Annotated in this window: 22 protein-coding genes and 2 pseudogenes; 9 read left to right on the top strand and 15 right to left on the bottom strand. The window is 55.9% G+C overall.

Annotation, left to right across the window (positions count from 1 at the left end; genetic code table 11):
• Window positions 1-70: 70 nt before the first annotated feature.
• Together J3361_RS29795 and J3361_RS29790 are read left to right on the top strand one after the other, a co-directional pair.
• The gene (locus J3361_RS29795; RefSeq protein WP_347709613.1) at window positions 71-160 is read left to right on the top strand and encodes a hypothetical protein; all 90 of its coding nucleotides are present in this window, start codon (window positions 71-73) and stop codon (window positions 158-160) included.
• 26 nt (window positions 161-186) lie between these two features.
• Window positions 187-273 (top strand): annotated as a pseudogene (locus J3361_RS29790) (hypothetical protein); the annotation flags it as partial.
• On the opposite strand, the gene ltrA reads toward J3361_RS29790, so the two are convergent.
• Window positions 254-1,426 carry a group II intron reverse transcriptase/maturase gene (gene ltrA / locus J3361_RS03530; RefSeq protein WP_347709612.1) on the bottom strand — a complete coding sequence of 391 codons (1,173 nt, stop codon included), beginning with the start codon at window positions 1,424-1,426 and terminating at the stop codon, window positions 254-256. The pseudogene J3361_RS29790 and the gene ltrA overlap by 20 nt on opposite strands.
• A gap of 608 nt (window positions 1,427-2,034) precedes the next feature.
• Between ltrA and J3361_RS03525 the strand changes: the two are divergent.
• A pseudogene (locus J3361_RS03525) lies at window positions 2,035-2,228 on the top strand (IS4 family transposase); the annotation flags it as partial.
• A gap of 62 nt (window positions 2,229-2,290) precedes the next feature.
• On the opposite strand, the gene J3361_RS03520 reads toward J3361_RS03525, so the two are convergent.
• The 6 genes from J3361_RS03520 to J3361_RS03495 form a co-directional block, all read right to left on the bottom strand.
• Window positions 2,291-3,091 carry a hypothetical protein gene (locus tag J3361_RS03520; protein WP_243458724.1) on the bottom strand — a complete coding sequence of 267 codons (801 nt, stop codon included), beginning with the start codon at window positions 3,089-3,091 and terminating at the stop codon, window positions 2,291-2,293.
• A 149-nt stretch (window positions 3,092-3,240) separates the two neighbouring features.
• Window positions 3,241-3,687 carry a hypothetical protein gene (locus J3361_RS03515; RefSeq protein ID WP_079302855.1) on the bottom strand — a complete coding sequence of 149 codons (447 nt, stop codon included), beginning with the start codon at window positions 3,685-3,687 and terminating at the stop codon, window positions 3,241-3,243.
• A 313-nt stretch (window positions 3,688-4,000) separates the two neighbouring features.
• Window positions 4,001-5,284: an HlyD family efflux transporter periplasmic adaptor subunit gene (locus J3361_RS03510; RefSeq protein ID WP_207962495.1), complete on the bottom strand. Its 1,284-nt coding sequence runs from the start codon at window positions 5,282-5,284 to the stop codon at window positions 4,001-4,003.
• Entirely contained in the window at window positions 5,277-6,752 is a 1,476-nt protein-coding gene (locus J3361_RS03505) for a TolC family protein (RefSeq protein ID WP_207962493.1), read from the bottom strand. Before J3361_RS03505 ends, J3361_RS03510 begins: the two co-directional genes overlap by 8 nt.
• Window positions 6,745-7,962 carry an ABC transporter permease gene (locus J3361_RS03500; protein WP_207962491.1) on the bottom strand — a complete coding sequence of 406 codons (1,218 nt, stop codon included), beginning with the start codon at window positions 7,960-7,962 and terminating at the stop codon, window positions 6,745-6,747. The genes J3361_RS03505 and J3361_RS03500 overlap by 8 nt, the downstream gene beginning before the upstream one ends.
• A complete protein-coding gene (locus J3361_RS03495) occupies window positions 7,955-8,674 on the bottom strand; it encodes an ABC transporter ATP-binding protein (RefSeq protein WP_207962490.1) in 720 nt (239 codons plus the stop codon). Before J3361_RS03495 ends, J3361_RS03500 begins: the two co-directional genes overlap by 8 nt.
• Between J3361_RS03495 and J3361_RS03490 the strand changes: the two genes are divergently transcribed.
• The 4 genes from J3361_RS03490 (at window position 8,654) to J3361_RS03475 (ending at window position 10,817) form a co-directional block, all read left to right on the top strand.
• Window positions 8,654-9,124: an Lrp/AsnC family transcriptional regulator gene (locus tag J3361_RS03490; protein WP_243458723.1), complete on the top strand. Its 471-nt coding sequence runs from the start codon at window positions 8,654-8,656 to the stop codon at window positions 9,122-9,124. The genes J3361_RS03495 and J3361_RS03490 overlap by 21 nt on opposite strands.
• Window positions 9,125-9,232: 108 nt before the next feature.
• Window positions 9,233-10,042 carry an isocitrate lyase/phosphoenolpyruvate mutase family protein gene (locus J3361_RS03485; protein ID WP_207962489.1) on the top strand — a complete coding sequence of 270 codons (810 nt, stop codon included), beginning with the start codon at window positions 9,233-9,235 and terminating at the stop codon, window positions 10,040-10,042.
• Window positions 10,043-10,167: 125 nt separating this feature from the next.
• Window positions 10,168-10,458 (top strand): type II toxin-antitoxin system ParD family antitoxin, encoded by a 291-nt coding sequence (locus J3361_RS03480; RefSeq protein WP_207962488.1) that lies wholly within the window; start codon window positions 10,168-10,170, stop codon window positions 10,456-10,458.
• Between the two features lie 2 nt (window positions 10,459-10,460).
• Window positions 10,461-10,817 carry a type II toxin-antitoxin system RelE/ParE family toxin gene (locus J3361_RS03475; protein ID WP_207962487.1) on the top strand — a complete coding sequence of 119 codons (357 nt, stop codon included), beginning with the start codon at window positions 10,461-10,463 and terminating at the stop codon, window positions 10,815-10,817.
• Window positions 10,818-11,061: 244 nt separating this feature from the next.
• On the opposite strand, the gene J3361_RS03470 is transcribed toward J3361_RS03475, so the two are convergent.
• The 3 genes from J3361_RS03470 to J3361_RS03460 all read right to left on the bottom strand — a co-directional run bounded on the left by J3361_RS03470 (window position 11,062) and on the right by J3361_RS03460 (window position 15,989).
• Window positions 11,062-11,325 carry an Arm DNA-binding domain-containing protein gene (locus J3361_RS03470; protein ID WP_207962486.1) on the bottom strand — a complete coding sequence of 88 codons (264 nt, stop codon included), beginning with the start codon at window positions 11,323-11,325 and terminating at the stop codon, window positions 11,062-11,064.
• Between the two features lie 720 nt (window positions 11,326-12,045).
• Window positions 12,046-13,107 carry an HD domain-containing phosphohydrolase gene (locus J3361_RS03465; protein WP_207962485.1) on the bottom strand — a complete coding sequence of 354 codons (1,062 nt, stop codon included), beginning with the start codon at window positions 13,105-13,107 and terminating at the stop codon, window positions 12,046-12,048.
• Complete coding sequence (locus tag J3361_RS03460) at window positions 13,092-15,989, bottom strand: ATP-binding protein (RefSeq protein WP_207962484.1); 2,898 nt, start codon at window positions 15,987-15,989, stop codon at window positions 13,092-13,094. The genes J3361_RS03465 and J3361_RS03460 overlap by 16 nt, the downstream gene beginning before the upstream one ends.
• 249 nt (window positions 15,990-16,238) lie before the next feature.
• Between J3361_RS03460 and J3361_RS03455 the strand changes: the two genes are divergently transcribed.
• Complete coding sequence (locus tag J3361_RS03455; protein WP_243458722.1) at window positions 16,239-19,223, top strand: PAS domain S-box protein; 2,985 nt, start codon at window positions 16,239-16,241, stop codon at window positions 19,221-19,223.
• A complete protein-coding gene (locus tag J3361_RS03450; protein ID WP_092168985.1) occupies window positions 19,220-19,849 on the top strand; it encodes a response regulator transcription factor in 630 nt (209 codons plus the stop codon). The genes J3361_RS03455 and J3361_RS03450 overlap by 4 nt, the downstream gene beginning before the upstream one ends.
• A 12-nt stretch (window positions 19,850-19,861) precedes the next feature.
• On the opposite strand, the gene J3361_RS03445 is transcribed toward J3361_RS03450, so the two are convergent.
• From J3361_RS03445 to J3361_RS03425, 5 genes are all read right to left on the bottom strand, one after another.
• Window positions 19,862-20,935: a chemotaxis response regulator protein-glutamate methylesterase gene (locus J3361_RS03445; protein WP_207962481.1), complete on the bottom strand. Its 1,074-nt coding sequence runs from the start codon at window positions 20,933-20,935 to the stop codon at window positions 19,862-19,864.
• The gene (locus tag J3361_RS03440; protein WP_243458721.1) at window positions 20,932-21,444 is read right to left on the bottom strand and encodes a chemotaxis protein CheD; all 513 of its coding nucleotides are present in this window, start codon (window positions 21,442-21,444) and stop codon (window positions 20,932-20,934) included. The genes J3361_RS03445 and J3361_RS03440 overlap by 4 nt, the downstream gene beginning before the upstream one ends.
• A 1-nt stretch (window position 21,445) precedes the next feature.
• Window positions 21,446-22,249: a protein-glutamate O-methyltransferase CheR gene (locus tag J3361_RS03435; RefSeq protein ID WP_207962480.1), complete on the bottom strand. Its 804-nt coding sequence runs from the start codon at window positions 22,247-22,249 to the stop codon at window positions 21,446-21,448.
• The gene (locus J3361_RS03430) at window positions 22,246-22,764 is read right to left on the bottom strand and encodes a chemotaxis protein CheW (protein ID WP_207962479.1); all 519 of its coding nucleotides are present in this window, start codon (window positions 22,762-22,764) and stop codon (window positions 22,246-22,248) included. Before J3361_RS03430 ends, J3361_RS03435 begins: the two co-directional genes overlap by 4 nt.
• An 81-nt stretch (window positions 22,765-22,845) precedes the next feature.
• Window positions 22,846-23,352, bottom strand: coding sequence for a chemotaxis protein CheW (locus J3361_RS03425; protein ID WP_207962478.1), 507 nt, complete (start codon window positions 23,350-23,352; stop codon window positions 22,846-22,848).
• Between the last annotated feature and the right edge of the window lie 3 nt (window positions 23,353-23,355).

Raw genomic sequence — 23,355 nt, 5'->3', positions numbered from 1 at the left:
GGAGGAAACAGTGTCCCGACTATTCTCGCCGCTAACATTGCGCGGAACTACTATTCGAAATCGAATTGGTATGGCGCCCATGTGTCAATACGTGTCCGACGACTCGCTGGTGAATGACTGGCACAAAGTTCACCTGGGTGCTCGGGCAATTGGGGGGTAGGTCTTATCATCCTCGAGGCCACCTCTGTGACTGCGGACGGACGAGTAACACCCCAGGATCTTGGTCTCTGGTCGGACGCGGCAGTGCCAAAACTCAGGGAACTTGCTTCATTCTTGAGTGCGCAGGGGAGTGTTCCAGGCATTCAACTTTCCCATGCGGGTCGTAAGGCCAGTCGTCGAAGGCCTTGGGAGGGTGACCTTCCATTGCTCGCGGAGCAAGGAGGCTGGGAGCCTGTCGGGCCGAGCCCGATTCCATTTGCAAAAGGATATGCTGTGCCCCGTGAGCTGGATCTTTCGGAAATACCAGCGTTACAGGAGGCCCCCGCTGCTTGAACTGCTTTTGCGCCTTATAGGAAACCGCGCGCCTGACCTCGTTTCGACGGGACCACAATTCGTATCCCAGAAACTTGCGACCAAACGCACTCGTCACCGCACTCTTGCTCTCGTTGACGCTCAAGTGCAGCTTTTCATACAGACGCTTCAGCAAGGTCATCACCCGCTCCCCTGCCTTCTTGCTGCGAACATACACATTCGCATCATCGGCATAGCGCACGAAGCTATGGCCTCGACGCTCAAGCTCCCGATCCACTTCGTCCAGCAGCACATTCGCCAACAGCGGCGACAGCGGACCGCCTTGCGGCGCCCCGCAGCGGCTTTTCTCGACGACTCCATTGATCTGCGTTCCCGCATTCAGATACGCCCGAATCAGCCGGATAACCGCCCGATCCGCAATTCGCTTGCGTAAACGATCAATCAAAATGTCGTGGTCGACCCGATCGAAGAACTTCTCCAGATCAACATCCACTACCACCTTGCGCCCTGAAGACACATGGCGCTGAGCCGCCAAAACGGCGTCCTGCGCACTGCGCCCCGGGCGAAAGCCGTAGCTGTGTTCACTGAAAGTTGGATCGAGCAGTGGCTGCAAGACTTGCAGCAACGCTTGTTGGATCAAGCGGTCGGTGACCGTCGGAATGCCCAACTCACGCTGACCGCCGTCGGGTTTGGGAATGACCACTCGCCGTACCGGACTGGGCCGGTAGACACCTGACAAAAGTTGTTCACGAATCGCCGCCCACTGAGTCAGCAGATGTTCAGCCGTCTGTTCGATATCCAGACCGTCGACTCCCGCTGCACCTTTGTTGGCCTTGACCCGCTTCCAAGCCCGCTTCAGGTTTTCTCTCGCAAAGGTCCGCTCCAGCAGCCCTTGCCCTGCGTTATCGGGTTCATTTTGCGGGCGATTGACCTCGTCGCTGACGGGATTTCTCACGGCTTCACCGCTCGATTGTCTCTATCCGCCCCGCGTTTGGCAGGCATCTGACTTCCGGTCTTTCGCATCAACATGGCCTATAACGCTTTCTCTCGTTCGGCCCTTCGTCGAAAAAAAAAAGACTACTACGGCCTCTGCTGACTTCTCGCTCCGGTTTGTACCGTCGCCCTTTCAGGCACAAGGCGAGATCTCCCCAGGTAAGAACGCAATCCTTCACCGCACAGCCGCCGGATCTACGCAGCCGCCATTTGACCACTAGAGTTTCGCGGTTTTTGGCCCGCTCACCCTGGTCGGCTTCGCCTTATATCCGGTTCTTGTTCATCGGCTCACGGCTTCGCTCCACGCTTCCTCCCCACACTCGGTCGCCCTCATGCAGTTGCGCTTCACTTCATTCGCTGTGGTCAGCTTACGGCGGGACTTTCACCCACAAGATTGCGCCCATGCTGGGCGCACGAAAAAAAAAGCCACTCATCTGAGTGGCTTTTTTTAAATCTTGGAGCGGGAAACGAGACTCGTATCTGGTGTCCGACTCATTGAAATCTAAGGGGTTTCTTTTCTTGCCGGGGCAGGAAAAGACTTGATTCTGGACTTGTTTTTTGAGGGTATCAAGGCACATCGCCGCTCAGTTAATCGTCATGGCAGCGGCGAACCCGATATCAGCAATGGGCAGACGTTGGGCGGAGTTAAGATCGAGGATTGGAGGGATATTTCTGGGTCACCGTCCAAGGCCTTAGGGCCAAGGACGGTGAAGATTTCAACGACCCGGTTTCCGGTGGATCATAAAACTGCTCCGCTTAAGTGACCAGCATTACGACGATGCGGCGCATTTTGTTTGGACAGTCCAATCTTGGGTGAGTGTCGCACTCAAACCGTATCTGCTCCAGCGTCATCAAACAGTTGCTTGTCGAGATTCAAGACCTTGTCCATCACCTCTTGAGGACTCCCCTTACCCTCAACGGTATGGGTCTTGTAGTTGAAATCGAGTGCTATCCAACCCTGCAACTTTGCCTCATAACTATTTGGGTACTGTGCCTGCTCAATAGCGGGCAACTCCTTATAGTGCTCAAGAGCTGCAGTAAAGAATTTCGTCAGCTTTCCGGTTTCATTATATTCAGCGATCGAATTGGCAACAATCTTTTGGCGCCAGGCATATTCCTGATCGGACGATCCACTCCACGCCGCGCGACGCTCGTTAGTCGTAAAACTTCCACTGTCATCATAGATAATCAATGAGAGCTGATCGCTCGACATACCCGCAAATGGATTTTTGCCACTGCCATTGACAAACTGCGTTGCATTGGCCGCACGAGCCAATAACACAGGATCCTGAGTGTCAGGCACCTCAGCATCATTAGCTTTTTTGTTGATAAAATAACCATCACCGGAAATCTTGCTCAAAAGCTCATTCGCTTTCGCGCCAAGCTCTTTCCTGCTCATACTCGAATCTCTAGCCGTTGCGCGGGCGGCACTCTCACTCAACTGTAGAGATAGTGAAGAAAGGCGACTGGTATCCTTATGACTACCAACGTCAGCGCTTTCAGTTGCCACCTGAGTTTTCGTCAGCGATTCATTTTGGCTAGCCGTCACATTGGAAACCTGCGAACCAGAAAACGTATTTGAGTTAATTGAACCGACCAAGATAATGTCCTCCCTGTTATCAGCCATTCCTGAAAACGTGGCTAGTAAATTTATTATCGGCAGCACTCAAAAAAACTGTAATGCTTCGCGATGAATGGACGAACAAAACCGGCGCAGGCCCAGCGGCAAGGGCAGCCTTTGTGCAAGCAGCCAAACCGCCAGGCCCGGCTTGAGCCTTACTTCATGGTAAATTCAACAGACCAGGCGTAGGTGGAGATATTGGTCGAGGTTACTTTTGCCGTACACACTGCGCCACCGCTAGGTGTTGCCGTATTGTTCCATTTTGGAATAGTCGAGCCTCCTGAGCCGACTGTCCCAACATAGGTTGCCAGGAACGTGCAAGTCTTCCCGCCAATGGTGTAGCGCAGGTTCGCATAGTTGGCAATAGGCGAAAGATTGCTCTGAACAGTATAGGTATCAGCACCACCCGCCTTGACAGTAGTCACTGGCTTCGGGACCGAATTTACATTAGTTGTGGCTTCATTATTTGTAATGATCGTGTACGTAGCATCGGCGGTTCCAAGATTCTTGAAAGTAACAGCTACTGGAGGACCTGCCAGCGCAGAACCTGCCGCCAACATACCAACAGTCAGTACCGACAAAACAGATTTCGACATCTTCATGCACTTATTCCTTTTGATTTAAATTCCATACATACATTTTCATGGCGCAGCGAAACCTCTCCACAGCACAACAACTCGATAAAAAGCAAAAACTTGCACATTATAGAAACATGAAAGTCCAGACACACCCTTTCCACCGAAGAAGATCAGCTCCGCCATCTAGATGATGAGAGAAATAATGCGTAAGGCGTATGACGTGCTCTTGCATCCCGCAAACACGACAAATCCTAGTGACACACACTATGACATCCCTATCAACAGCAGAACTGTATCATAAACTTTACGATTTCAAATACTAACCCTAGCAATTTTGTTAAAATAGCGAGGATTTCAACTCAACATATCCCGGCGCCAGATTTTCTACCTCAATGCCACCAGGCATGGCCCGCCCTGTCTTTACGACCACCTGATTTGCTCTCTCAGACAAGGTAGGGCGATAAGTCACAATCGATTGCCCATGGCTGTCGCTAGACAGTGCCTCAAGCGGCACCACCAGACCACGATCACGGTGATAGGTGACAATTTGCAGCCTCGCACTCATACCAAGTCGCAATCGCTGCAGTTGCTCACTCGCGATACCCTGTATAGAGGCGATCACCTCATAAAATGCGCCACCAGACGTGGCCTGCGCATCGACCCCCTGTACACCGACGCTCTCAATCTGACCATGCAGCACCATGCCACCGAAACCATCACCGGTAATTTCCACCGGCAGCCCCGCACGGAGTTGATGAACATCGCTTTCCTCGACCCGTGCAACAACCTGCACCTGCTCGATATTGATCAACTCGAACAAGGGAACGCCTTGACCGACACGCTGGCCTTTTTGTACAAACGGCAGATTAGCGCCACTTCCCTGAGGCGAACGAGAACGGATCACCACGCCCGCGAATGGTGCGAGCACTTCTCGCTGTGCCTGCTGATCAAGTAGCGATTGATAACGTGACTGGGCGTTGGCCCATTGCATCTGGACTATCTGAAGGTGTTCTTCTCCACCTTTTTTCAGGACTTCGCCGAGTTCCGACTGGGCAGCGGACAGATCTAGACGTTGCGCCCTGACCTGCTGCTCGACTGCCTCCAGCTCCATCCGCGGCACTATTCCCTGGTCCAGAAGAACTTTGGTTTCTGCCAATCGGCGCTCGTTATCTGCCAAGGTGGACTGGACGCTGTAAACCGTCCGTTTTGCCCGAGCGACATCCTGTCCCTGAGACCAGCTCTCGACTTCCAACACATTGCGTCTGGCGATCACCTGCTCGGCCAAGGCAGAACGCAACTGGATATCCAGTTGCGTCGTATCCAGGCTCAGCAAGCGTTGTCCACGCTCAACACGTTGACCTTCTTTTACCGCAACGTCCGCGACAAGCCCCTCGAAAGGTGACGACATGGTTTGTTGCATCGCAGCCTCAACACGTCCTACAAGCCCCAGTCGATTTTCCAAAGGCTGATAGTCCACCTTGAGCCAACTGGCCGCCGCGACCTGCTCCCGAGGAAGCGGAGATATTGCAACCACCACCGCAACGACCGCCATCACCATACAAGTCGCCATCAGGAGCAATCGTACATTGCGCCGACAAGCCAATACGATTTCTTTAATCATTAAGAGCAATATCCCAGCTCGACAATGTGGTGCCCAATGCCTGATCCAGCAAGGTTCTTGCATTCAAGTAGGCTATGAGTGCATCAAGGCTTGTATTTTGTGCGTTACGAAAATCAGTCTCATAACTGATGACTTGAAAGTTGCTGGAGCGACCGACCTGTAACTTCTGTCGTTCGATATCAAGCTTTCGGCGCGATAGATCCCGCGCACGCAATGAAATTTCATACTGGCGCCAGCGCGTGCCTACCGTGCGAACCGCGTTCGTGACATCTCGCTCCAGAGTCTGTCGAGCCTCAACTGCCTCAATCCCTTGGTTCTCCAGATTCACCTGAGCACGGACCACCTGCTGTCGACGATTGAGATCGCCAATCGGAATTTCGACTTGGATCCCCGCATAGCCTTCCCAGCGACGATCCGAACGCTGCCCCTCTCTATCAGAGTAACGATCACTGACCTGGCTAGCTCCCCCGACCAATGAGACATCCCACAGCTGGTTATTGCGGGCAACCGCCAGGTTGATGCCGGCCTGCTCATTTGCGATCAACTGCCCAAGGTAAGCAGGCTGCTGCTCCAATGCGGTATCAAGCGCCTGCACTCGACTGAGCTGAACAGGCGTTGCATCCAGCGTTTCTACCGCCTGGATACGCGACTCCAGATCTAATGCCAAAAGCTGAAGCAACTCCAGGCGATAGGCATCCAATTGATTTTGGGCTTCTTGAACACCCAACTCCTGAGTGGCGTAATCAGCCTCGGTTTGCACAATCTCAAACTGAGCCATACGGCCGGCATTAATCATGGCTCTGTTTACGTCTAGTAACTGCTGTGAACGGCTTAATGCCTCTGTCGCGATATGCAACTGCTCTTGCGCGCGAAGTACATCACGGTAAGACGTGATGATTTGCGTGACGGTTTGCGCCACCGCCGCTTTCAAGGCAAGACGGTTCGTCAACTCGGAAAGCCTTGCTGAACGCATCGGTGCTGTCGTGACCTCCACTCCAGCCCCCCGAAGCAAGGGCTGTATGAGCGTAAACGTCGCACCATCGCTGCGGGTATGCCCGTCATTATTGCTATCGGTCAACTGGTTGGCCCAAGAGAGGCTTAGCCGTGTACCAAACTCCCCCAACAGAGTGGTCGTTGGCGACAATTGCCGGTAGCGTGAACCATCGCTTTCACTGCGCTCACCCCGATAGTCCCCCCTTAATACCAACTTGGGGGTGAACAGGTCCTCAGCGACGCGCAAATCGAACTTCTGCGCTACACGCTCAAGGTAGGCACTACGGATGGAGCGGTTGCTTCGCAACCCCAGATAGACAGCATCGGCCAACGTCAGATTGATTGTTTCAGCCCGCAACGACACAGGGGTACCTGGCATCGATGCCTGAGACGGCGCGAGCGCGGCGAACACCGTCGACGCAGATAGCGTCCACAGCAGCCCCAGCAAGATCGAAAATCGCTTGTGCTCAATCATCTCGCAAGGCCTGAACCGGTTGCAGGCGAGACGCGGTCACGGCGGGATAGAGGCCGAAGAATAGGCCGATCAACAAGGAGCTTCCAACTCCCAGCGGCAGAGATTCAATGGCCAAGGTAAATCGCCACCCTGAAAACCATACGAACAAAAAAGCTGAAAGCAGTCCGACGGCCGCCCCGACCAGTGAGCCCGTCACTGACAAACAAGCCGCCTCCAGAAGAAACAACATCCGAATGTCGCGTGCCCGGGCACCGAGGGCCATTCTCACGCCAATCTCGCGACGACGCTCAGAGACATTCATGAGCATCACATTCATCACGCCGGCCCCTCCGACCAGAAGGGAAATCCCCCCAAGACCGGCCAGCAAATAGGAGAATGTGTTGGATTGATGGGTAAGGCTGTCGATCAGCTGTTGTGGCACGAGAACCTCAACGTCATGACCCTTGAGCACTTCTTCCAGATAAGTACGTAAGTCCTGTGCGCTTTCCGCGATCACTGCACCATCGCGCACCTTGGCAATCACACTGCTGAGTTGTGGAGACGGCTGAAGCCGCCTCATGCTCCCTATCGGTATAAACAACGCTTCATCTACCTGAATCGGGATCAAGGGGTTCGGAGCCTGAGGTCGTGCAATACCGATCACTTCAAACAGATACCCTTCGATCTGAAGCTGCATACCCGCAATCAGCGGCCTGCCCGGTACACCGATTCCCAACTCATGAGCAACCTTGGCCCCTGCGACGATGTAGGTGGCCTGTTGATCGAAATCGGAAATAAAGCGTCCTTGAGCGAGTTTGAGATCCAGGGTTCCGGCTAATCCACCCGTCGTCCCCAAAACCACCGCGTCGACTGTTCGCCCTGCGTAACGAACTTGACCAGAATGAAATGTCGTTGGGGCCACTTGGGCGATGGCAGGGAGTTTTTTCAGCAGCGAGCGAGTGTCAAGTGTGGGCGGCAGCGCTCGACTGTTGAGCGGCGAGAATGGAAACGACGCCACAATGCTCTCTGCCCCCATCCCCTTGAAAGCCGTCATCGCTTCATTCGCGGCGCTCTGACCGATGTTCAGCAGCGCAACAATCGCCGCGCAGCCAACTGCAATGCCCAGCATCGCCAACCACGAACGCCGTCCCAAGAGGCGCAGACTGTCTAGGGACTCAATCAGTGTTTGCAGATGGCCCGGACCTTGACGATGAAGCGAACCGTCAAGCATCCGTCATCGCTCGTCTGCTCGCAGATTCTTTCAGAATCCCATCCTGTACCTGAAAACAGCGCTCAAGGCGTTCGGCCAACTGCGCATCGTGGGTCACCATGACTAATGTCACCGCTCTCTCATCGTTGAGATCGAGCAGCAGATCCATCACGTCGTGGGCCGTTGAACGATCCAGGTTACCCGTCGGCTCGTCGGCAAGAATCAAGGAAGGACTGCCCACTAACGCTCGCGCAATCGCAACACGCTGGCGCTGTCCACCGGATAGGTCGGCAGGCCGATGATGAGCTCGATCACCCAACCCGATTCGCGCTATCTGGATCCTCGCGCATTCACGCGCTTCGCTGCGCGTAAAGCCCCGGTAGAAAAGAGGTAGGGCAACGTTATCGAGCGCAGTCAGGCGGGGAAGCAGATTGAAACTCTGGAACACGAAACCGATCTCACGGTTGCGTAGATGAGCGCGCTCGTCAGCCGTCGCGTCGATCATGTTGCGGCCAGCGAACCAGAATTGGCCAGACATCGGACGGTCAAGCAGTCCGAGGATGTTCAGCAGCGTGCTTTTGCCGGAACCGGATGTACCGAGAATAGCGCACGTTTGCCCACGTCGAATATTGAGCGTCACATCGCGCAGAACGGGCATGTTGTGCCCTGCCATAGGATAAGACTGGCAGACATCGCTCATGGCGATAAGCGTATGTGTGGACTGTGGCTCCATGCCGGACCTCTTCTCTCCATTGATCCAGCCGTCTGGCTAGAGGTTTCGCGAAGCGACACATCAGGGGGGATGCGCTTCTCGAGGCGAGAGTATTTACCACAAAAATCGGAAAGAAGGAAAAAGCATCCCCCATCACACTGGCGAGGCGCCCACTTGCTTCTGGGATTCGAGGTGACCGCCTTCGTCCATCTTTCTGTCGACTCGCATACCGAAGAAGTAACCCGAAAGCTCGAAGAAAAAATCACCTTGTGCCCCGAAGTCGTAGCCCTCTACAACGTAACGGGTGACTATGATTTTCTTGGTAAAATCGTTTTAAAAAGCATTGCTTTATATACGGCATTCATTGAAAAGACGCTGCGAAAGATACCTTGCATCATGCAAATCAGAACATCGATCACACTTCGCGAAGTGTATGACTCAAGAATAATTCCGCTGTCCACCCACACCTAAAAGCAGCGCCTCACTTCAACAAACTACCCAATTGAATAATTATAATAGCCCTACCTAAAACGCCGCGCGTGCCATTTAAAACATAACTTTTAAAGGAGCTTAATGGTCATGACCACGCTGGATAACGTTTTTCACAGCCTGCACCAGAATGGACTACTGGTCTTGGCCAATGTGGCCGATGCGGGCGGTGCGCGCATCGTCGAACGCTTGGGCGGCAAGGCTGTAGCGACCAGCAGCGCGGCCATGGCCTGGTCGCATGGTTATCAGGATGGCAACAAGCTGCCTCTCGACCTGCTGAATACCATCGTCGAGTCGATGGTACGGGTGCTCAGCGTACCGCTCACAGTAGATATCGAAGGCGGTTACTCGGATGACCTGGAGCGGGTCGGCCAAGTGATTGACGCCGTCATCGCCGCTGGGGCGGTCGGGATCAACATCGAAGACGGCCTGGGCTCTCCAGAGTTGCTTGTCCGCAAGATCGACGTCGCGAGAAAGGTGGCGAACCAGGCGGGCGTCAAACTGTTCATCAACGTACGGACCGACGTCTACCTGAAAAACCTGTTCCCTGCCGAACAACGCCTGGAGGAACTCCTCAAGCGCAGCGCACTGTATGCCAGCGCCGGGGCGGATGGTTTGTTTGCCGCTGGCGTGGTCGATCCAAACGAAATTGCCACCATCTGCCGGGACGCCAAACTGCCAGTCAACCTGCTGTCCCGGGACGGACTGCCCTACCCTGACGAACTGAAGCGCCTGGGCGTTAGACGACTCAGCGCAGGCTCCAGCATCGCCGAGTTTCTGCATGGTGCTATGGGAGCATTGGTCCGCAGTTTCTTGGACAACGGCCACCTCGACACCCAAACCTTGAAAGCCCATACATACGCCGAATTGAACGCTTTGATGGCGGTGAAAACGGGGTGATATCTATTCCTCGGACGAGGCCAAACGCCAGCCTGAGCAGAAATTAAAGCCCAACTATGTGCTCACAGACAAATGGCATAATATGCCAATAGTAAAAAACTGTTTGCCCAGAACTGGAGCTAATTATGGCGACGCGAAACGTAGTGCTCACCCCTCACCAGGAACAGGTTATCCAGGACCTGGTGCAGTCCGGCCGTTATCAGAATGCCAGCGAAGTGATGCGAGAAGGCTTACGGCTATTGGAGCAGCGCGTCGCCGAAGACGCCGCCAAAATTGAGGCCCTGCGTCAGGCGACCTCGATCGGCATCATGGACCTTGAGCACGGGCGCTTCACTCAGTTGAACGAAGGGGATCTGGAGCACTACCTCGAGGGCTTGAGCCAGGAGGTCACCTTCCCCGCGCGCGAGAAACACTGAGCGTGCCGCAATATCGGATTTCCAACGCGGCGCGCGCCGACATTATCGACATCCTCAAACTCTCCCGGATGCAGTTCGGCGATCAAGCACGCCAGCGCTACCAGGCACTGATCCTCGCGGCGCTGCAAGCGATTGCCGGCACGCCTTATCGCATTGGCAACCTCGAACGCGATGAGCTTGCACCGGACCTTCGCAGCTATCACCTCATCTATTCACGCCAGCAGGCCAAACACCCCCATGGGACGGTCAAAAGCCCACGCCATATCGTGTTTTATCGTGTGGTAAACGACGACGTGATCGAGGTCGTCCGACTCCTTCATGACGCCATGGAGGTCCAGTTGCACCTGCCCAACGACTGATCACCGACCTGGCCCAACGGTTTAACGGACCATAAACGACGAAGGTAAGGCGTCGCCCTCTACACCTCAACCTGAGCGCCCTCGCTGTCAGCCGATTCGGCGGCCAATTGAAGTGGGAGGTTCTGGGTCCGACCGGCCCGTCGTGCCCCACGACCACAAACACGATGTTCAACTTTGTGTACCACTTTCAATGCTGAACAACCGTTTCTTAGGCGTTCTCCGTGGCCAGGTGCCTGGCATTACGCTACAACTGCCGATGGACACGCGGATCAATGCCCCTGGCGACCTGTGCCCGCGCAACATCACGCAGCGCCCGAGCATTTCGCAAGCTAACTTCAGGATAGGTACCGAGCGAAATACGGGGTTGCTTATCCGCCCAGGAAAAGCGGAAGTGCCAGCACTTGGCGCCTTTGGTATTTACTAAAAGGGCAAGGCCGTTGTAGTCAGGGAGGGTGTAGTCCTTTGCACGGGGTATGGCATACCGGACCGCAGTGTCGGTGAGAGCCATCTTACAATCTCCGTCTCGTTTGACTAGAGGAGATTTGTACGGTCTCCAGTGGGGTGAGTACCTCGAAAAAGCGATTTACCAAATGCCGAGTTGATGTACTAAATAATGTACTGAAAAATTGTGACTATTGATGTATCAGAATGGACTTTACTGGAACAAAAAAAGAGGCCGAAACCTATTTTTTGGGTTTCTACATACTTCAATGGAAGCCTATAGAAAAATAATTGGAGCGGGAAACGAGACTCGTTTCTGGTGTCCAACTAATTGAAATCTAAGGGGTTTTATTTTCCTGCCAAAGAAGGAAAAGGCTTGATTTTGGACTTGTTTTTGGGGTGTATCAAGAGCGAAAAAGGTCATCACGACTAAGTTCTTCTGCATAAGCTCGGTCTCTTCCCGAAGAATATGTGGCCGTCATCCCCCACTCCAGCGAGCTTGACCTGATATTTCTGAGCCACTTCGTCAGTTGGCTCAGACCGATGCTCGCTTACTGCAATCAGAGGGCCTCGTAAATCAGCAAAACCTGGCTAAAAGTCCTGACAGCCGGAATCATAATTACATCAGCGCAAAGGACCAATTTTGAGTAAGCATGATTTACATGGCGTTTATCAAACCGAGTCGAGAACGGGCGCTGCGCAAACTGGTGGTTCTCTTCCGGCCTCACCATAAGCAGCATCTACACAGTGCGGAGATACCAAGAGCTGAATACCCCATCGAACAACATCAGCCCTCCCGCGCATCAGGCACGCGCAAGCGATCTAATTCGTCAAATTGATTACAAAAGACGTCCACCAGGAAAGGATCGAACTGGGTACCGGCTTGCTCGATGATGAAACGCCTGGAACGCTCGACATCCCACGCCTGTTTATAAGCTCGAGGCATCCTTATGGCGTCATACACATCACATATCGCCACAATCCTTGCCGATAACGGGATCTCCTTGCCTCGCAATCCCTTTGGGTAGCCGGTGCCATCCCAACGTTCGTGATGCGACAGGGCAATTTCCGCGGCCAGGTCCGTCAACGGAGAGCCCTCTGGGTCATGCAGGATTTCATAACCGATGCGGGCATGCTCCTGCATGATCGCCCGCTCCTGCGGCGTCAACGCCCCAGGCTTTTGCAGAATGGAATCTTCAATGCCGATTTTTCCAACATCGTGCATCGGTGCAGCCATCCTCATGAGGTCACACCATTGAGCGGGCATGCCAATTGCCTTGGCCAACAAAGCCGCGGACTCGCCAATACGGACAATATGCTGACCCGTGTCGTCATCGCGATAACTGGCTGCTCGACTCAAGCTGCTGCTGATCGCCTTGTAGCTGGAAGCCAACTGGGCCGTGCGCAGCTCCACTTTGCGCTCGAGTTCAGCATTGACATCGCGTAGCAGCTTCGCCGCCTGCGCCAGCTCCAGGCAATTGCGTACCCGGAGCAGCACCTCAGGCAGGTCAATGGGTTTGGAGATGAAGTCGTTGGCGCCCTTTTCCAGTCCTTTTCGCCTGTTCTGCTGATCATTCAAGGCCGTTACGATGATGACCGGCGACTCAGTGCGGTCGCGTTTATTAAGGCGATCAAGGATCTCGAAGCCGTCAGGCGCAGGCATATCCAGATCCAGCAACACCAGGTCCCAGGCGTTGCAAAGCAGCCAATCCAGTCCTTGGACTGAGTCGCTGAAGGTCGTGATGTTGTGCAGGCCCACCGCTCGCAAACATGAGTCCAGAAGCCGGAGATTGGTGGCCACATCGTCGATAATGACGATCCTGCTTTCAGCATTTACTTTGGCGAACATGCATCTGCCCTCTTCGCAGCGAGCGTCAATACGAGATGACGAATACTCTGTCTCTCCAAGGGAGAGGACACGATGGCCTGGCACTCCAATCGGCTAACCGAAGCGTAATCGACGGCCGCACGAACCACGATGATCGACATGGCAGCCTCTACAATTCTCGTACGTAAACCGCGGAAGAAAGTGTCCAGCACAGACACACGGTCCGCGGTGGCGACGATCAATACGCTGACGGTAGTGGCATCAAGCACGAGGCTGGCATCGGGCAACGTATTGACCCATTGCAACTCGAAATCACCGGTCAATGCCTCCCGAACCACCTGACCATCCTTGGGGTTGCTGCTCACCAACAGCACGCGTGGCAAGCCAATCGTCGACACTGTGGAATCGCTCCCGGGTGCTGGAAAAGCCGAAGAGTACATGTCGATCCAGAAGGTCGTTCCCACGTCGACGTGGCTTTCAAAGCCCATGGTGCCGTGCATCAGGAGCGCCAAGTCCCGGCATAGCGCCAAGCCAATGCCAGTGCCCTGGATGGAAGAGTTCTCTTTACCTAAACGCTGGAAGGGCTTGAACAGCTCCTCCTGCACATTCGGGGAAATGCCCATCCCGGTATCCGTCACGTACAGACGCAGCCGGGCTCCACTCTCGACAACCACGGCCCCCAGCGTGATATCGCCACCGGGCCGGTTGTACTTGATTGCGTTGGATAACAGATTGATCAGGACCTGCTTGAGGCGGCGCTTGTCCGCCCAGACGTGCCATGTGTCCGCGCAAGCATCGATGTGCAAGCTCTGGCCGTGCGCAGAGACCTGTGGCTGAACCATGTCGGCGCAGTTGGATATCAGGCTCGCCACATGCACAGGCTTGAGATCCAGCAGTGGCTTCTCAGCCTGCAAGCTGGAAAGATCAAGCAGATCGTCCACCAACTGCATGAGATGTTCACTGGCCTCGATGATCTCCTGCAAGTTGGCTGTCTGTTGCATTGCGTCGTCAGGCGGCTGCATGAGTCCCAATTGGGCAAACCCGTAAATGGCATTCAAAGGCGTTCGTAGCTCATGACTCATGCTGGAGATGAACTTGGATTTGGCCGTACTGGCGGCCTCTGCCTCCAGGGTTTTATCCCGCAGATCCAACTGGGTTTGCTTGAGCGTCGTGATGTCGACACACGCCACCACCACAACACTCGAATCATCGAGCCGCGAGGGCTCCAGGAGGCGGCCTCGGCAAAGGATCCAGATCAACTTGCCCTGCACGTCCCTAATGCGAAATTCCGCTTCCGGCGCCACACTGGCACTGCCCCTGGCCTCTTCCAGAAACTGCGTGAAGGTTTGCCGATCTTCAACGGGAATGTTCTGCAGCAGTGTCGCCATCGGCACTTCATTGGCGGCAAAACCGAAACGCTGGCACAGGGCACCCTTGAGAACAAAGTGTTGCCGCTGGGGGTAATACTCCCAGAGCCCTTCGGCAAAGCTCTCCATGACCAACTCCAGACGCTGCTGTGTGGCGCTGCGTACTAGCTCGGCCTGGGCCAACTGCCTGCCCATTCCCAGTGCCTGGTTGGACATTGACCACAGTTCGATGATATCGGAAGGACTCGCCGCCGGTTGCCAGTGCCCACGCCCGATCTCTCGCATCATTTGTGAGACACCTTGTACGGGCGTACTCAATTGGCGGCTCAGACCCCGCGTGCGCCACCACATGAAGGCAAAGAACAAGGCGTAGAAGAGAACCAGCCCCGCGACCAACAGATAACCCACTTCGCGGTAATGATTGGCGAGCAGATTGGTTTCGTGCATCACCGCCGCTTCGTCCACCACCGCCAGCAAGAACCAGCCAGTGGCAGGGATCTCATCCCAGGCGACCAGGTGAGGCCGTCCATTCAACGTCAGCGCAACGATACCTTGTGAATGGCCGGGTAAGTTCTTGTTGAGACTGGCGAGGTCTGGATGACGGGCGAGGTTCAAATCCGGCGATTGCAAACGCTCGCGATCAACAGATTCTCCAGCGGGCTGGTTCTCGACATGCAGGGAAAAATCACGTTGGCCCGCCTTGGGGACGGCCATGACATCGAGCTTGTCGTTGACCAGCATCAGGTAGCCATCCCACGGCATCTGCAACTGCTCGATTCGCTTCAAGATGCCGTCGACCGTTACATCAACGCCGGCTACGCCCTCAAGAAAGTCGCCTTGGTAGACCGGCGCGATGGCAGACATCATCCATCCTTGGCCGGCGGGGTCCAGGTAGACATCCGTCCAGACTATTTTTTTATCCGGATTGTGCTGGGCATCGGCCAGGTAATAAAAGTTGTATTGGGTGATGTCCATATCATGGGGGTACTGTTCGAGCGTATTGAACCAGGGATAAATGCGGTTATAGCTGTCCCAACTGTTGAAGTAGATGCTGGCAATCAGCGGATCCCCATCCTTCAACTGCTTCATCATGAAATCTTGATTTGCCAGAAGCGAGATCTTGTAGAGATCCTGTTTACCCGGCGCAGTGACATTCGAATAAAACGAGGCGGATCCTCCGTCGTCTACCGCACTGTAACGGACACCGTCGGCACTCAATGAAAGCGCTGCCGCCGTGAGATTCTGGCTTTCCGTGAGTTCATGCTCAGTGGATTTGGCATAAAGGCCAATCGCCTTGTGGATCTGCTCCAACTGTCCTTGCACCAACAATGCATTCTGCTGAACCGCTACCTGAATGTCTCGTGTCGTACTTTGATGCAGATACTCGATCTGGGCGTTTCGAATGGACTGGTTCGTGAGGAAATAAGTAGTGATCAGCGCCCCTTCCACCAGAATGAGTGGCAACAGGCTGGTACTGGCGAACGCCCGCCAGATCCATCTGCGCAGGCTGACCCTTTTTTTCGAAGCAGCTTGCATAGGCACGCTCGTTGCGTCGGCAGTACACATTGATATCACGGTGACATCATTGTGACCGCATCCCTGGTTTCTGTCCAACGGGACTCCCTTCCTTTCGTCCGCCACTTCACCCATGCAGCGGATACACCCCAGCATCGATCAAAAGCCGGTAGGCAACCTTATGACCATAGTCGAACACTCGATTTTGGTCGCAAGACTTAAGCTATGCTCCAGACGGATGATCAGAGGATGGGGCGAATGGACTCAGCCATGGCGATAGCAACACCGTCCACGCAGGACGTCGACGATGTGGGCGTTTTGTTGCTGGATGCCAAGGGGGCGCTGCTCTTCATGGATGACTGCGCCAGCGGACTGCTGGGGCTAAGCGAGAGCGTCGCCGCCCTTATGCCCTCGCCTGCGTTGTTTTCGCTCAAGCCGCCGACGTTTGAGCAGCACCTGACCCATGCACGGCTCAAGGGAAACGGGTGTTTCCAAAGCACGTCGGCCAGCGGCGACACGCTGAGCGTGACCCTCGACTACAAAGCACAGCAATCCACCTACCTGATGAAAATCCGCCGCACCGAACGCGTCCACGTGGCCGAACAGGATTATCGCCTGGCGTTCGATTCCGCCGGCACGGGCCTGGCCTTACTGCGAATGAGCGGTGAATGGATCGCAGCCAACCGAAGGCTGTGTCAGATGCTTGGCTACACCGAGGAAGAACTTCGCGCCACCTCTTTCCAGCGCTTGACGCATCCGGACGACGCCGATATCAGTCAGGATGAATTGCACAGGCTTATCCAGGGACACCGCCCGAGCCTGACCCTGGAAAAACGCTACATCCGTAAAGACGGCAGCACGCTGTGGGCACGCCTGACCGTGGGCATCGCCCGTAACGCTGATGCGCAAGCGCTTTACTTCGTATCGCAGCTGGAAGACATCAGCGAGCATCTCGCCTTGCGCCAGGCACTGTTCAATAACGAACAGAAGTACCTCTCACTGGCCAAAAGCTCACAAAACATCATCCTTCGCTACAACCGGCTAGGACGACAGATCTATGCCAATCCCGAGCTTGAACGCGCCCGAGGTTTTCCCAACACTCACATTACCGAGCGCGCCTCGACGCCCAATCAGCTCGACGAGTATTTTCGCACCCAGGTAGAACTCACGTTATCAACCGGCGTAGCAAACACGTTTGTGTTGGAAAACAAAGGAGCGCATTCACGTCGTTCCATCGATTTCCTGTGCAACCTGACCCCGGAGCATGACGAGACAGGCGAGTTGTGTGGGGTGCTAGTCACAGCCCAGGATATCAGTGCGTTGCGCCGACAGGAGCGCGCCGAGAATGCGCGCTCTGCCATTTTTCAGAAGATAGTCACTCACGACACTCTCCTGGAGGTGCTGCCCCTGCTCGGCGCCTACCTGGATATCCTGACACCCGAGTTTCACAACGCCATGGCGTTCAAGGCTGTGCCTGGCGACGATTCCCCTTACGCGCCTCCTAAGCAGACGTCCTCGATTGCGACCTGCCTGGCCGACGATCTTGACCGTCATCCCGAGCTGTTCGAACACCCCCGCTTCATTGCTGATTTGAAAAGCGATGCCTCAGACCTTGCATTCAGCCAGCCCGCCTTGCAGGCAGGCTATCAAGCGTGTTGGGTTGAGCCGGTGATCAATAAGACCGCTGGCACGATGGGCGTCATCCTGTTATTCGTCGGTGGCGACACCCAACTGAGCGAACAGGACCGCAAACATGCACAAATGGCCAGTCATATCGCTGCCATCGCCTGGGAGCGCCGCTCGGCCCACAGCCACCTGGCGCAAAGCGAACGTCGTTACCGCGAAGTCTTCGACCATTCGCAAGACATGCTTTGCCTGCTCGCCGTGGATGCCGATCAGCAACTCAGTTGCCTGGAGGCCAATCCAAAGCTATGCGAAATGCTCGCCAGGAACCATGCGGACATGATCGGCCAATCGTTGGGCCAGTGCCTGGAAAAAGAAGCCGCAAGTATTGTCGAGGCGATCTGCCTGCACTGCATTGCCGTGGGAGCCCCCATCGAGCTGGATGCACATCTGCCCTGCGGTCAGCGCTCACTCGTTGTCCATTTCAATCTGGTACCCGTAGCCGATTCAAATGGGCGCTTGCATCGCCTGGTGTGCATTGCTCGCAACATTACCGACATCCTGGAGGCCCAGCGCAACGAACTGGCCCGGCAGCAGGAAATCGGCACGCTGGTTGAAAACTCTCCGGATGGTATTGCACGGCTGAGTCGAACCGCAGAACTGCTGTTCGTCAATCCAGCCCTGGAAGCCTGGTTGGATCGCCCACAAATCGACTTGCTGCGCAAGGATCTGCTCGAGATTCTGCCGAAAAACCTGCAAAGCCAATTATTCCATGCCGCCGTCATCGAAGCCGTGGAAAAGGGCCAGCCCCTGGAGCATGAGTTCGTGCTCACCCAGCAGCATCGACTGCAACGCGTCTATCACATCAGTCTCGTGCCCGAGCAGGACATCCAGGGGAAAATCGCCACCGTGCTGGCAGTCGTTCGCGATATATCGCAGTTGCGCCTGGCCGAACTGCGCCTGGCATCGCTCAACAAGCAACTGCGCCAGTTGATGTCCAGCCAGGAAAGTGCGCGGGAAGAGGAACGCAAGTTGATCGCCCAGGAGATCCACGATGAACTCGGGCAGCATCTGACCGCAATACGCATGGGCACTTCGCTGCTGCGCTTCCAGTACGGCGAGCAACTGCCCCAGCTCACTGAGCAGGTCACACGCCTGCTGCAACTGATCGACCAAACGGTGCAGGTAGTCAGGAACATCTCCACCAGCCTGCGCCCTTCGATCCTCAACATGGGGATCGCCGCGTCACTGGAATGGCTGAGCGACACGTTCAAGCAGCAACAGGGTATCGACTGCAACCTGCGGATTCACCCGCAGAAAATCCACTTGGACGATGCCAGCGCAACCGTTGCATTCAGGATCGCCCAGGAGTCGCTGACCAACATCGCCCGACACGCCGAAGCCACTCGGGTCGATATCACGTTTGAGCAAGACGAGAACGGCTGGTCGCTGGAAATCATCGACAACGGCAAAGGCTTCGAGCAACGCGAACAGTCATCCAGGACCCTCGGCTTGCTGGGCATGCGCGAACGGGGCCTGACATTGGGGGGCACCACGACCCTATCCAGCAGCCCAGGCAACGGGACTACTGTCAAACTACGCGTACCTGTTTCAAGGAGTCACGACTCATGATCCGTTTAATGGTGGCCGACGATCACACGATCATGCGCGAAGGCCTCAAGCAATTGTTCGCGCTGGTCAAGGATATTTCCGTGGTGGCGGAAGCGGAGAACGGCGCCCAGGTCTTGGAGTTGTTGCGCCATACCGATATCGATGTCCTCCTGCTCGACATGACCATGCCCGGCTCAAGTGGCGAGGATCTGATCGGCCGTATCCATGCCCATTACCCCAAACTGCCGATGCTCATCCTGAGCATGCACAATGAAGCCCACATTGCCCAGCGTGCCCTACGCGCCGGCGCCTCAGGCTATATGACCAAGGACCGCGACCCGGAAGCGCTGTTGGCAGCGATCCGCAAGGTGAGCACCGGCGCACGTTACCTCGACCCGCAACTGGCCGAGCAGATCGCCCTACAGAGCAGCGGCGTGACACCCGAGAACGCCTCGCAGAGCCTGACCTCGCGCGAATTCCAGATCCTGCGCATGTTGGCGCAAGGGCTGAGCGTCAACCAGATCGCCGAACAGCTGGTGATCAGCAACAAGACCGTCAGCACCCACAAGACTCGGCTGATGGAGAAGATGTGCTTTGCCACCAGCACCGACCTGGTGCGCTACGCCTTGAATGAAGGGCTGGTCTGAGGTTGCTGCGATTCAGCGATGGTGCCCGCGGACGCCAAGGATGGCCGAAGCCATCTGCTCCAGTGGCAACTCGCGCTCGACCGCGCCCAGCTTGAAGGCCTCGCGCGGCATTCCATACACCACACAGGACTCTTCGTCCTGACCCAGGGTCCTGGCGCCGGCATCGCGCATCTCCTTGAGGCCACGAGCGCCATCATCCCCCATGCCTGTCATGATGATGCCCAAGGCGTTGCTACCTGCGCTGCGTGCGACCGAACGGAACAGTACATCCACCGAAGGCCGATGCCGGCTGACGGGAGGCCCTTGGACAATATCCACGTGGTACTGGGCACCGCTGCGCTTGACCAGCATGTGAGTTCCACCCGGCGCGATCAGCGCACGCCCGGGAATGATGCGATCGCCCTGTACCGCCTCACGGACTTCTATCTCGCAAACATGATTGAGGCGCTCGGCGAAGGCGGCGGTAAACTTCTCCGGCATGTGCTGCACCACGACAATGCCTGGACATACCCGCGACAATTCTTGGAGAACCTGCTCCAGGGCCTGGGTGCCGCCGGTGGAAGTGCCAATGGCAACGATGCTTTCAGTCGTACGCGCCATGGCCACGGACGCAGGGGGCAGAATCGAGTCGGCGCTGAGCCGGGCCGGTACGTCGACAGGCGCCCGGGCAACCACGCGCCGAAGATTGGCCTTCGCTGCGCCCCTGACGGCCTGGACAAGCTCGTCCGCACTTTCAGTCAGGAACTGTCGCAGATTGGACTGAGGCTTGGTGACGATGCTGACTGCACCGGCCGCCAGTGCCTGCAAGGTGGTCTTGGCGCCCTTCTCCGTCAGCGTCGAACAGATCACCACCGGCGTAGGCTTTTGCGCCATCAGTTTTTTCAGGAAGGTAATGCCGTCCATCCGGGGCATCTCGACGTCCAGTACGATGACGTCAGGCCATTGCCTGTTCATCTTCTCCATGGCGTACACGGGATCGACCGCAACGTCGATAACCTGTATCCCGCTGGCCTGGTTCAAGGTCGCACTCAACACCTGGCGCACCACCGCGGAATCATCAATGATCAAGACCTTGATATCCGTCATATGACATTACTCTTGGGCGATTCGAATACTGTGCGTACCGAGTCGGCATGATTGAGTTGAAGGCGTCCGCTGCCCACATCGAACACCAGGTGGCGATACCCCCGGCCACCTACGTGATAGGCCCGGCACTGCAACCCATGGTCCTGGATCAAGTTCCTGGCGGCATTGACGTTCTGTTGACCGATCCCCGTAGCGTCACCGCGCTCCACCCCGGGAAACATGTCAGCCCCGCCGAAAAGACTCACCTCGAACTGCTCGGGCCGGGCCCCTGCCCGATGAATGCATTCGAACAACAGCACTAACGCATCCGTAGCGTAACGACCGTTCAGGTGTCCCGCGCCGCGACCGCCCCGACGAGGCAACATGAAATGACACATGCCGCCCAACAAGCGTTGCGGGTGCCAGAACACCAAGGCCACACAGGACCCCAGCACCGTACATAAGCGCATTTGGCGCCCGCCAAACGCCACGTCACCGGGCTGCAGGAAATATTCGATCACCTGAACCATCTCAAGCGTCCGGTTTGCGATAGATGGAGGGTTTGACCAACTGCAATTCGTCGCTGATACCATTGAGGCTTTCCGAGTGACTCACAATGAAGTAACCCCCTGGCCTGAGGTGTTTGCTCAAGCGTTTCACCACCTCGGACTTGGTCTGGTTATCGAAATAGATCATCACATTACGCAAGAAGATCACGTCGAACTGCCCCACCGAAGGCAGTGCATTGTTCAAGTTGATCGAAGTGAAGGTAATCCGCGACGCCAACGCACGGTCGACCATGAAAACGCCATTGTTGCAGCCCACACCCCTCAAGCAGTACTTGTTCAACAGCGCTTCGGGAATACCGCGGATACCATCCAGTGGGTAGCGTCCACTTTGGGCTTTTTCCAGTACCCGGCTGCTGATATCGGAAGCGAGGATCTCCCAAGGCCGGGTGCCCAGGCTGTCGGCCAACACCATGGCCAGGGTGTAGGGCTCCTCCCCCGAGGAGCAGGCACCACTCCAGATGCGCACCGGGCCATTGCCACGAAGTTCGGGGAGCACCACGTTGCGAAGAAACTCGAAATGCTTGGGTTCGCGAAAAAAGTAAGTTTCGTTGGTGGTCAGCAAGTCCACCGCCATTTGCAACTCGGCCCGGTCCTTCATCAGCAATCGGTAGTAGCTGCCGTAGGTAGTCAAGTTGAAAACCTGCAGGCGCTTGGCCAAGCGGCCGCTGACCAGTTGCTTCTTGGCAACGGATAAGCTGATACCGGCAATTTCATGAATCATTGCCCGAAACTGCTGGAATTCATTGTCCGAGAGAACGGCGTTCATGCTTTCAACCCGCCTTCGTCGATGTCCGAAGCAAGAAGTGCCGACCAGTCATTGCGACTGAGCAAATGTTCGATGTCCAGCAACAGGACGAAACGATCACTGAGCTTGGCAACCCCCACTACAAATTCAGGGCTAAGGCGCCCCTGGAGCGCCGGCGCCGGTTCGATCTGTTCGGCCGGGATCTCCAGCACTTCGCTGACGGCGTCCACGATGATGCCCACCAGGCCTGCGCCGTCGTGGACTTCCAGCATGACGATACAGGTGCGTGGGTTTTCCAATGTCTGGGCACCCCCAAAACACAGCCCGAGATCCAGCACGGGAATGGCCGCGCCGCGCAGATTGCTGATGCCGCGAACCTTCGGCGGTGCCATCGGCAACGGGGTTATCGGACCGTATTCGACAATCTCCCGGACGCACGGGGTACCTACCGCAAACATCTCCTGGCCCACGCAGAAGGTCAGGTACTGTAGGGCTGCCGTCCCTTGGGCCAGCGGGCGCGACGCAGATATGGACATGGTTCACTCCTCGGAAGCCACCGCGGGTGGCGGCCCCCCTCTCAAGACAACGTAGGCACGCCTGAGCGCGACGACTCAAAGCTATTGGCTGGCGATCTCACTGACACACAGCACCTGGTCGATCTCAAGCACCGTCAGGAACGCTCCTCGTACCTTGACCATCCCGCGAATGAAGTCTTCACGGATCCGGTTTCCGATCGCCGGAGCGGCCTTGATATCGGCCAGCTCGATTTCGATCACCTCGCTCACCGAGTCAACGACGATACCCAGCACGTGGGGTTCGCCTTCCTGGGTCAGTTCCAGGATAACGATGCAGGTCCTGTTACCTTGCCGCGTGGTGCCCTTGTTGAAACGCGCCTGCAGATCGATCACCGGGACCACCGAGCCGCGGAGGTTGATCACCCCGCGGATAAAATCGGGCATCATCGGTACGCTTGTCACCTGGCCGTATTCGATGATCTCGCGCACGCACAAGGTATCGATTGCATAGACCTCCCTGGCGGACACGAACGTCAACAATTGCAGGAGTTCGCCGTCGCACGGATTCTGCGGCGCGTGCTCGAAATGGCTCAAGGCTGCAGCGTCCATGTC

The organism is Pseudomonas sp. OA65, assembly GCF_017498305.1.
GTDB lineage: Bacteria > Pseudomonadota > Gammaproteobacteria > Pseudomonadales > Pseudomonadaceae > Aquipseudomonas > Aquipseudomonas zanjanensis.
The sequence above is the reverse complement of the archived record's forward strand: the minus strand, read 5'-3'. Positions and strand labels throughout refer to the sequence as shown.

Coding starts and splice junctions, on each gene's coding strand:
- J3361_RS03485 (WP_207962489.1), top strand. CDS start 9,233: ATGACCACGCTGGATAACGTTTTTCACAGCCTGCACCAGAATGGACTA.
- J3361_RS03505 (WP_207962493.1), bottom strand. CDS start 6,752: ATGATTGAGCACAAGCGATTTTCGATCTTGCTGGGGCTGCTGTGGACG.
- J3361_RS29795 (WP_347709613.1), top strand. CDS start 71: ATGGCGCCCATGTGTCAATACGTGTCCGACGACTCGCTGGTGAATGAC.
- J3361_RS03480 (WP_207962488.1), top strand. CDS start 10,168: ATGGCGACGCGAAACGTAGTGCTCACCCCTCACCAGGAACAGGTTATC.
- J3361_RS03510 (WP_207962495.1), bottom strand. CDS start 5,284: ATGATTAAAGAAATCGTATTGGCTTGTCGGCGCAATGTACGATTGCTC.
- J3361_RS03465 (WP_207962485.1), bottom strand. CDS start 13,107: ATGTTCGCCAAAGTAAATGCTGAAAGCAGGATCGTCATTATCGACGAT.
- J3361_RS03435 (WP_207962480.1), bottom strand. CDS start 22,249: ATGAACGCCGTTCTCTCGGACAATGAATTCCAGCAGTTTCGGGCAATG.
- J3361_RS03495 (WP_207962490.1), bottom strand. CDS start 8,674: ATGGAGCCACAGTCCACACATACGCTTATCGCCATGAGCGATGTCTGC.
- J3361_RS03430 (WP_207962479.1), bottom strand. CDS start 22,764: ATGTCCATATCTGCGTCGCGCCCGCTGGCCCAAGGGACGGCAGCCCTA.
- J3361_RS03455 (WP_243458722.1), top strand. CDS start 16,239: ATGGCGATAGCAACACCGTCCACGCAGGACGTCGACGATGTGGGCGTT.
- J3361_RS03520 (WP_243458724.1), bottom strand. CDS start 3,091: ATGGCTGATAACAGGGAGGACATTATCTTGGTCGGTTCAATTAACTCA.
- J3361_RS03440 (WP_243458721.1), bottom strand. CDS start 21,444: ATGGTTCAGGTGATCGAATATTTCCTGCAGCCCGGTGACGTGGCGTTT.
- J3361_RS03450 (WP_092168985.1), top strand. CDS start 19,220: ATGATCCGTTTAATGGTGGCCGACGATCACACGATCATGCGCGAAGGC.
- J3361_RS03515 (WP_079302855.1), bottom strand. CDS start 3,687: ATGAAGATGTCGAAATCTGTTTTGTCGGTACTGACTGTTGGTATGTTG.
- J3361_RS03470 (WP_207962486.1), bottom strand. CDS start 11,325: ATGGCTCTCACCGACACTGCGGTCCGGTATGCCATACCCCGTGCAAAG.
- J3361_RS03500 (WP_207962491.1), bottom strand. CDS start 7,962: ATGCTTGACGGTTCGCTTCATCGTCAAGGTCCGGGCCATCTGCAAACA.
- J3361_RS03425 (WP_207962478.1), bottom strand. CDS start 23,352: ATGGACGCTGCAGCCTTGAGCCATTTCGAGCACGCGCCGCAGAATCCG.
- J3361_RS03460 (WP_207962484.1), bottom strand. CDS start 15,989: ATGCAAGCTGCTTCGAAAAAAAGGGTCAGCCTGCGCAGATGGATCTGG.
- J3361_RS03445 (WP_207962481.1), bottom strand. CDS start 20,935: ATGACGGATATCAAGGTCTTGATCATTGATGATTCCGCGGTGGTGCGC.
- J3361_RS03490 (WP_243458723.1), top strand. CDS start 8,654: ATGTGTGGACTGTGGCTCCATGCCGGACCTCTTCTCTCCATTGATCCA.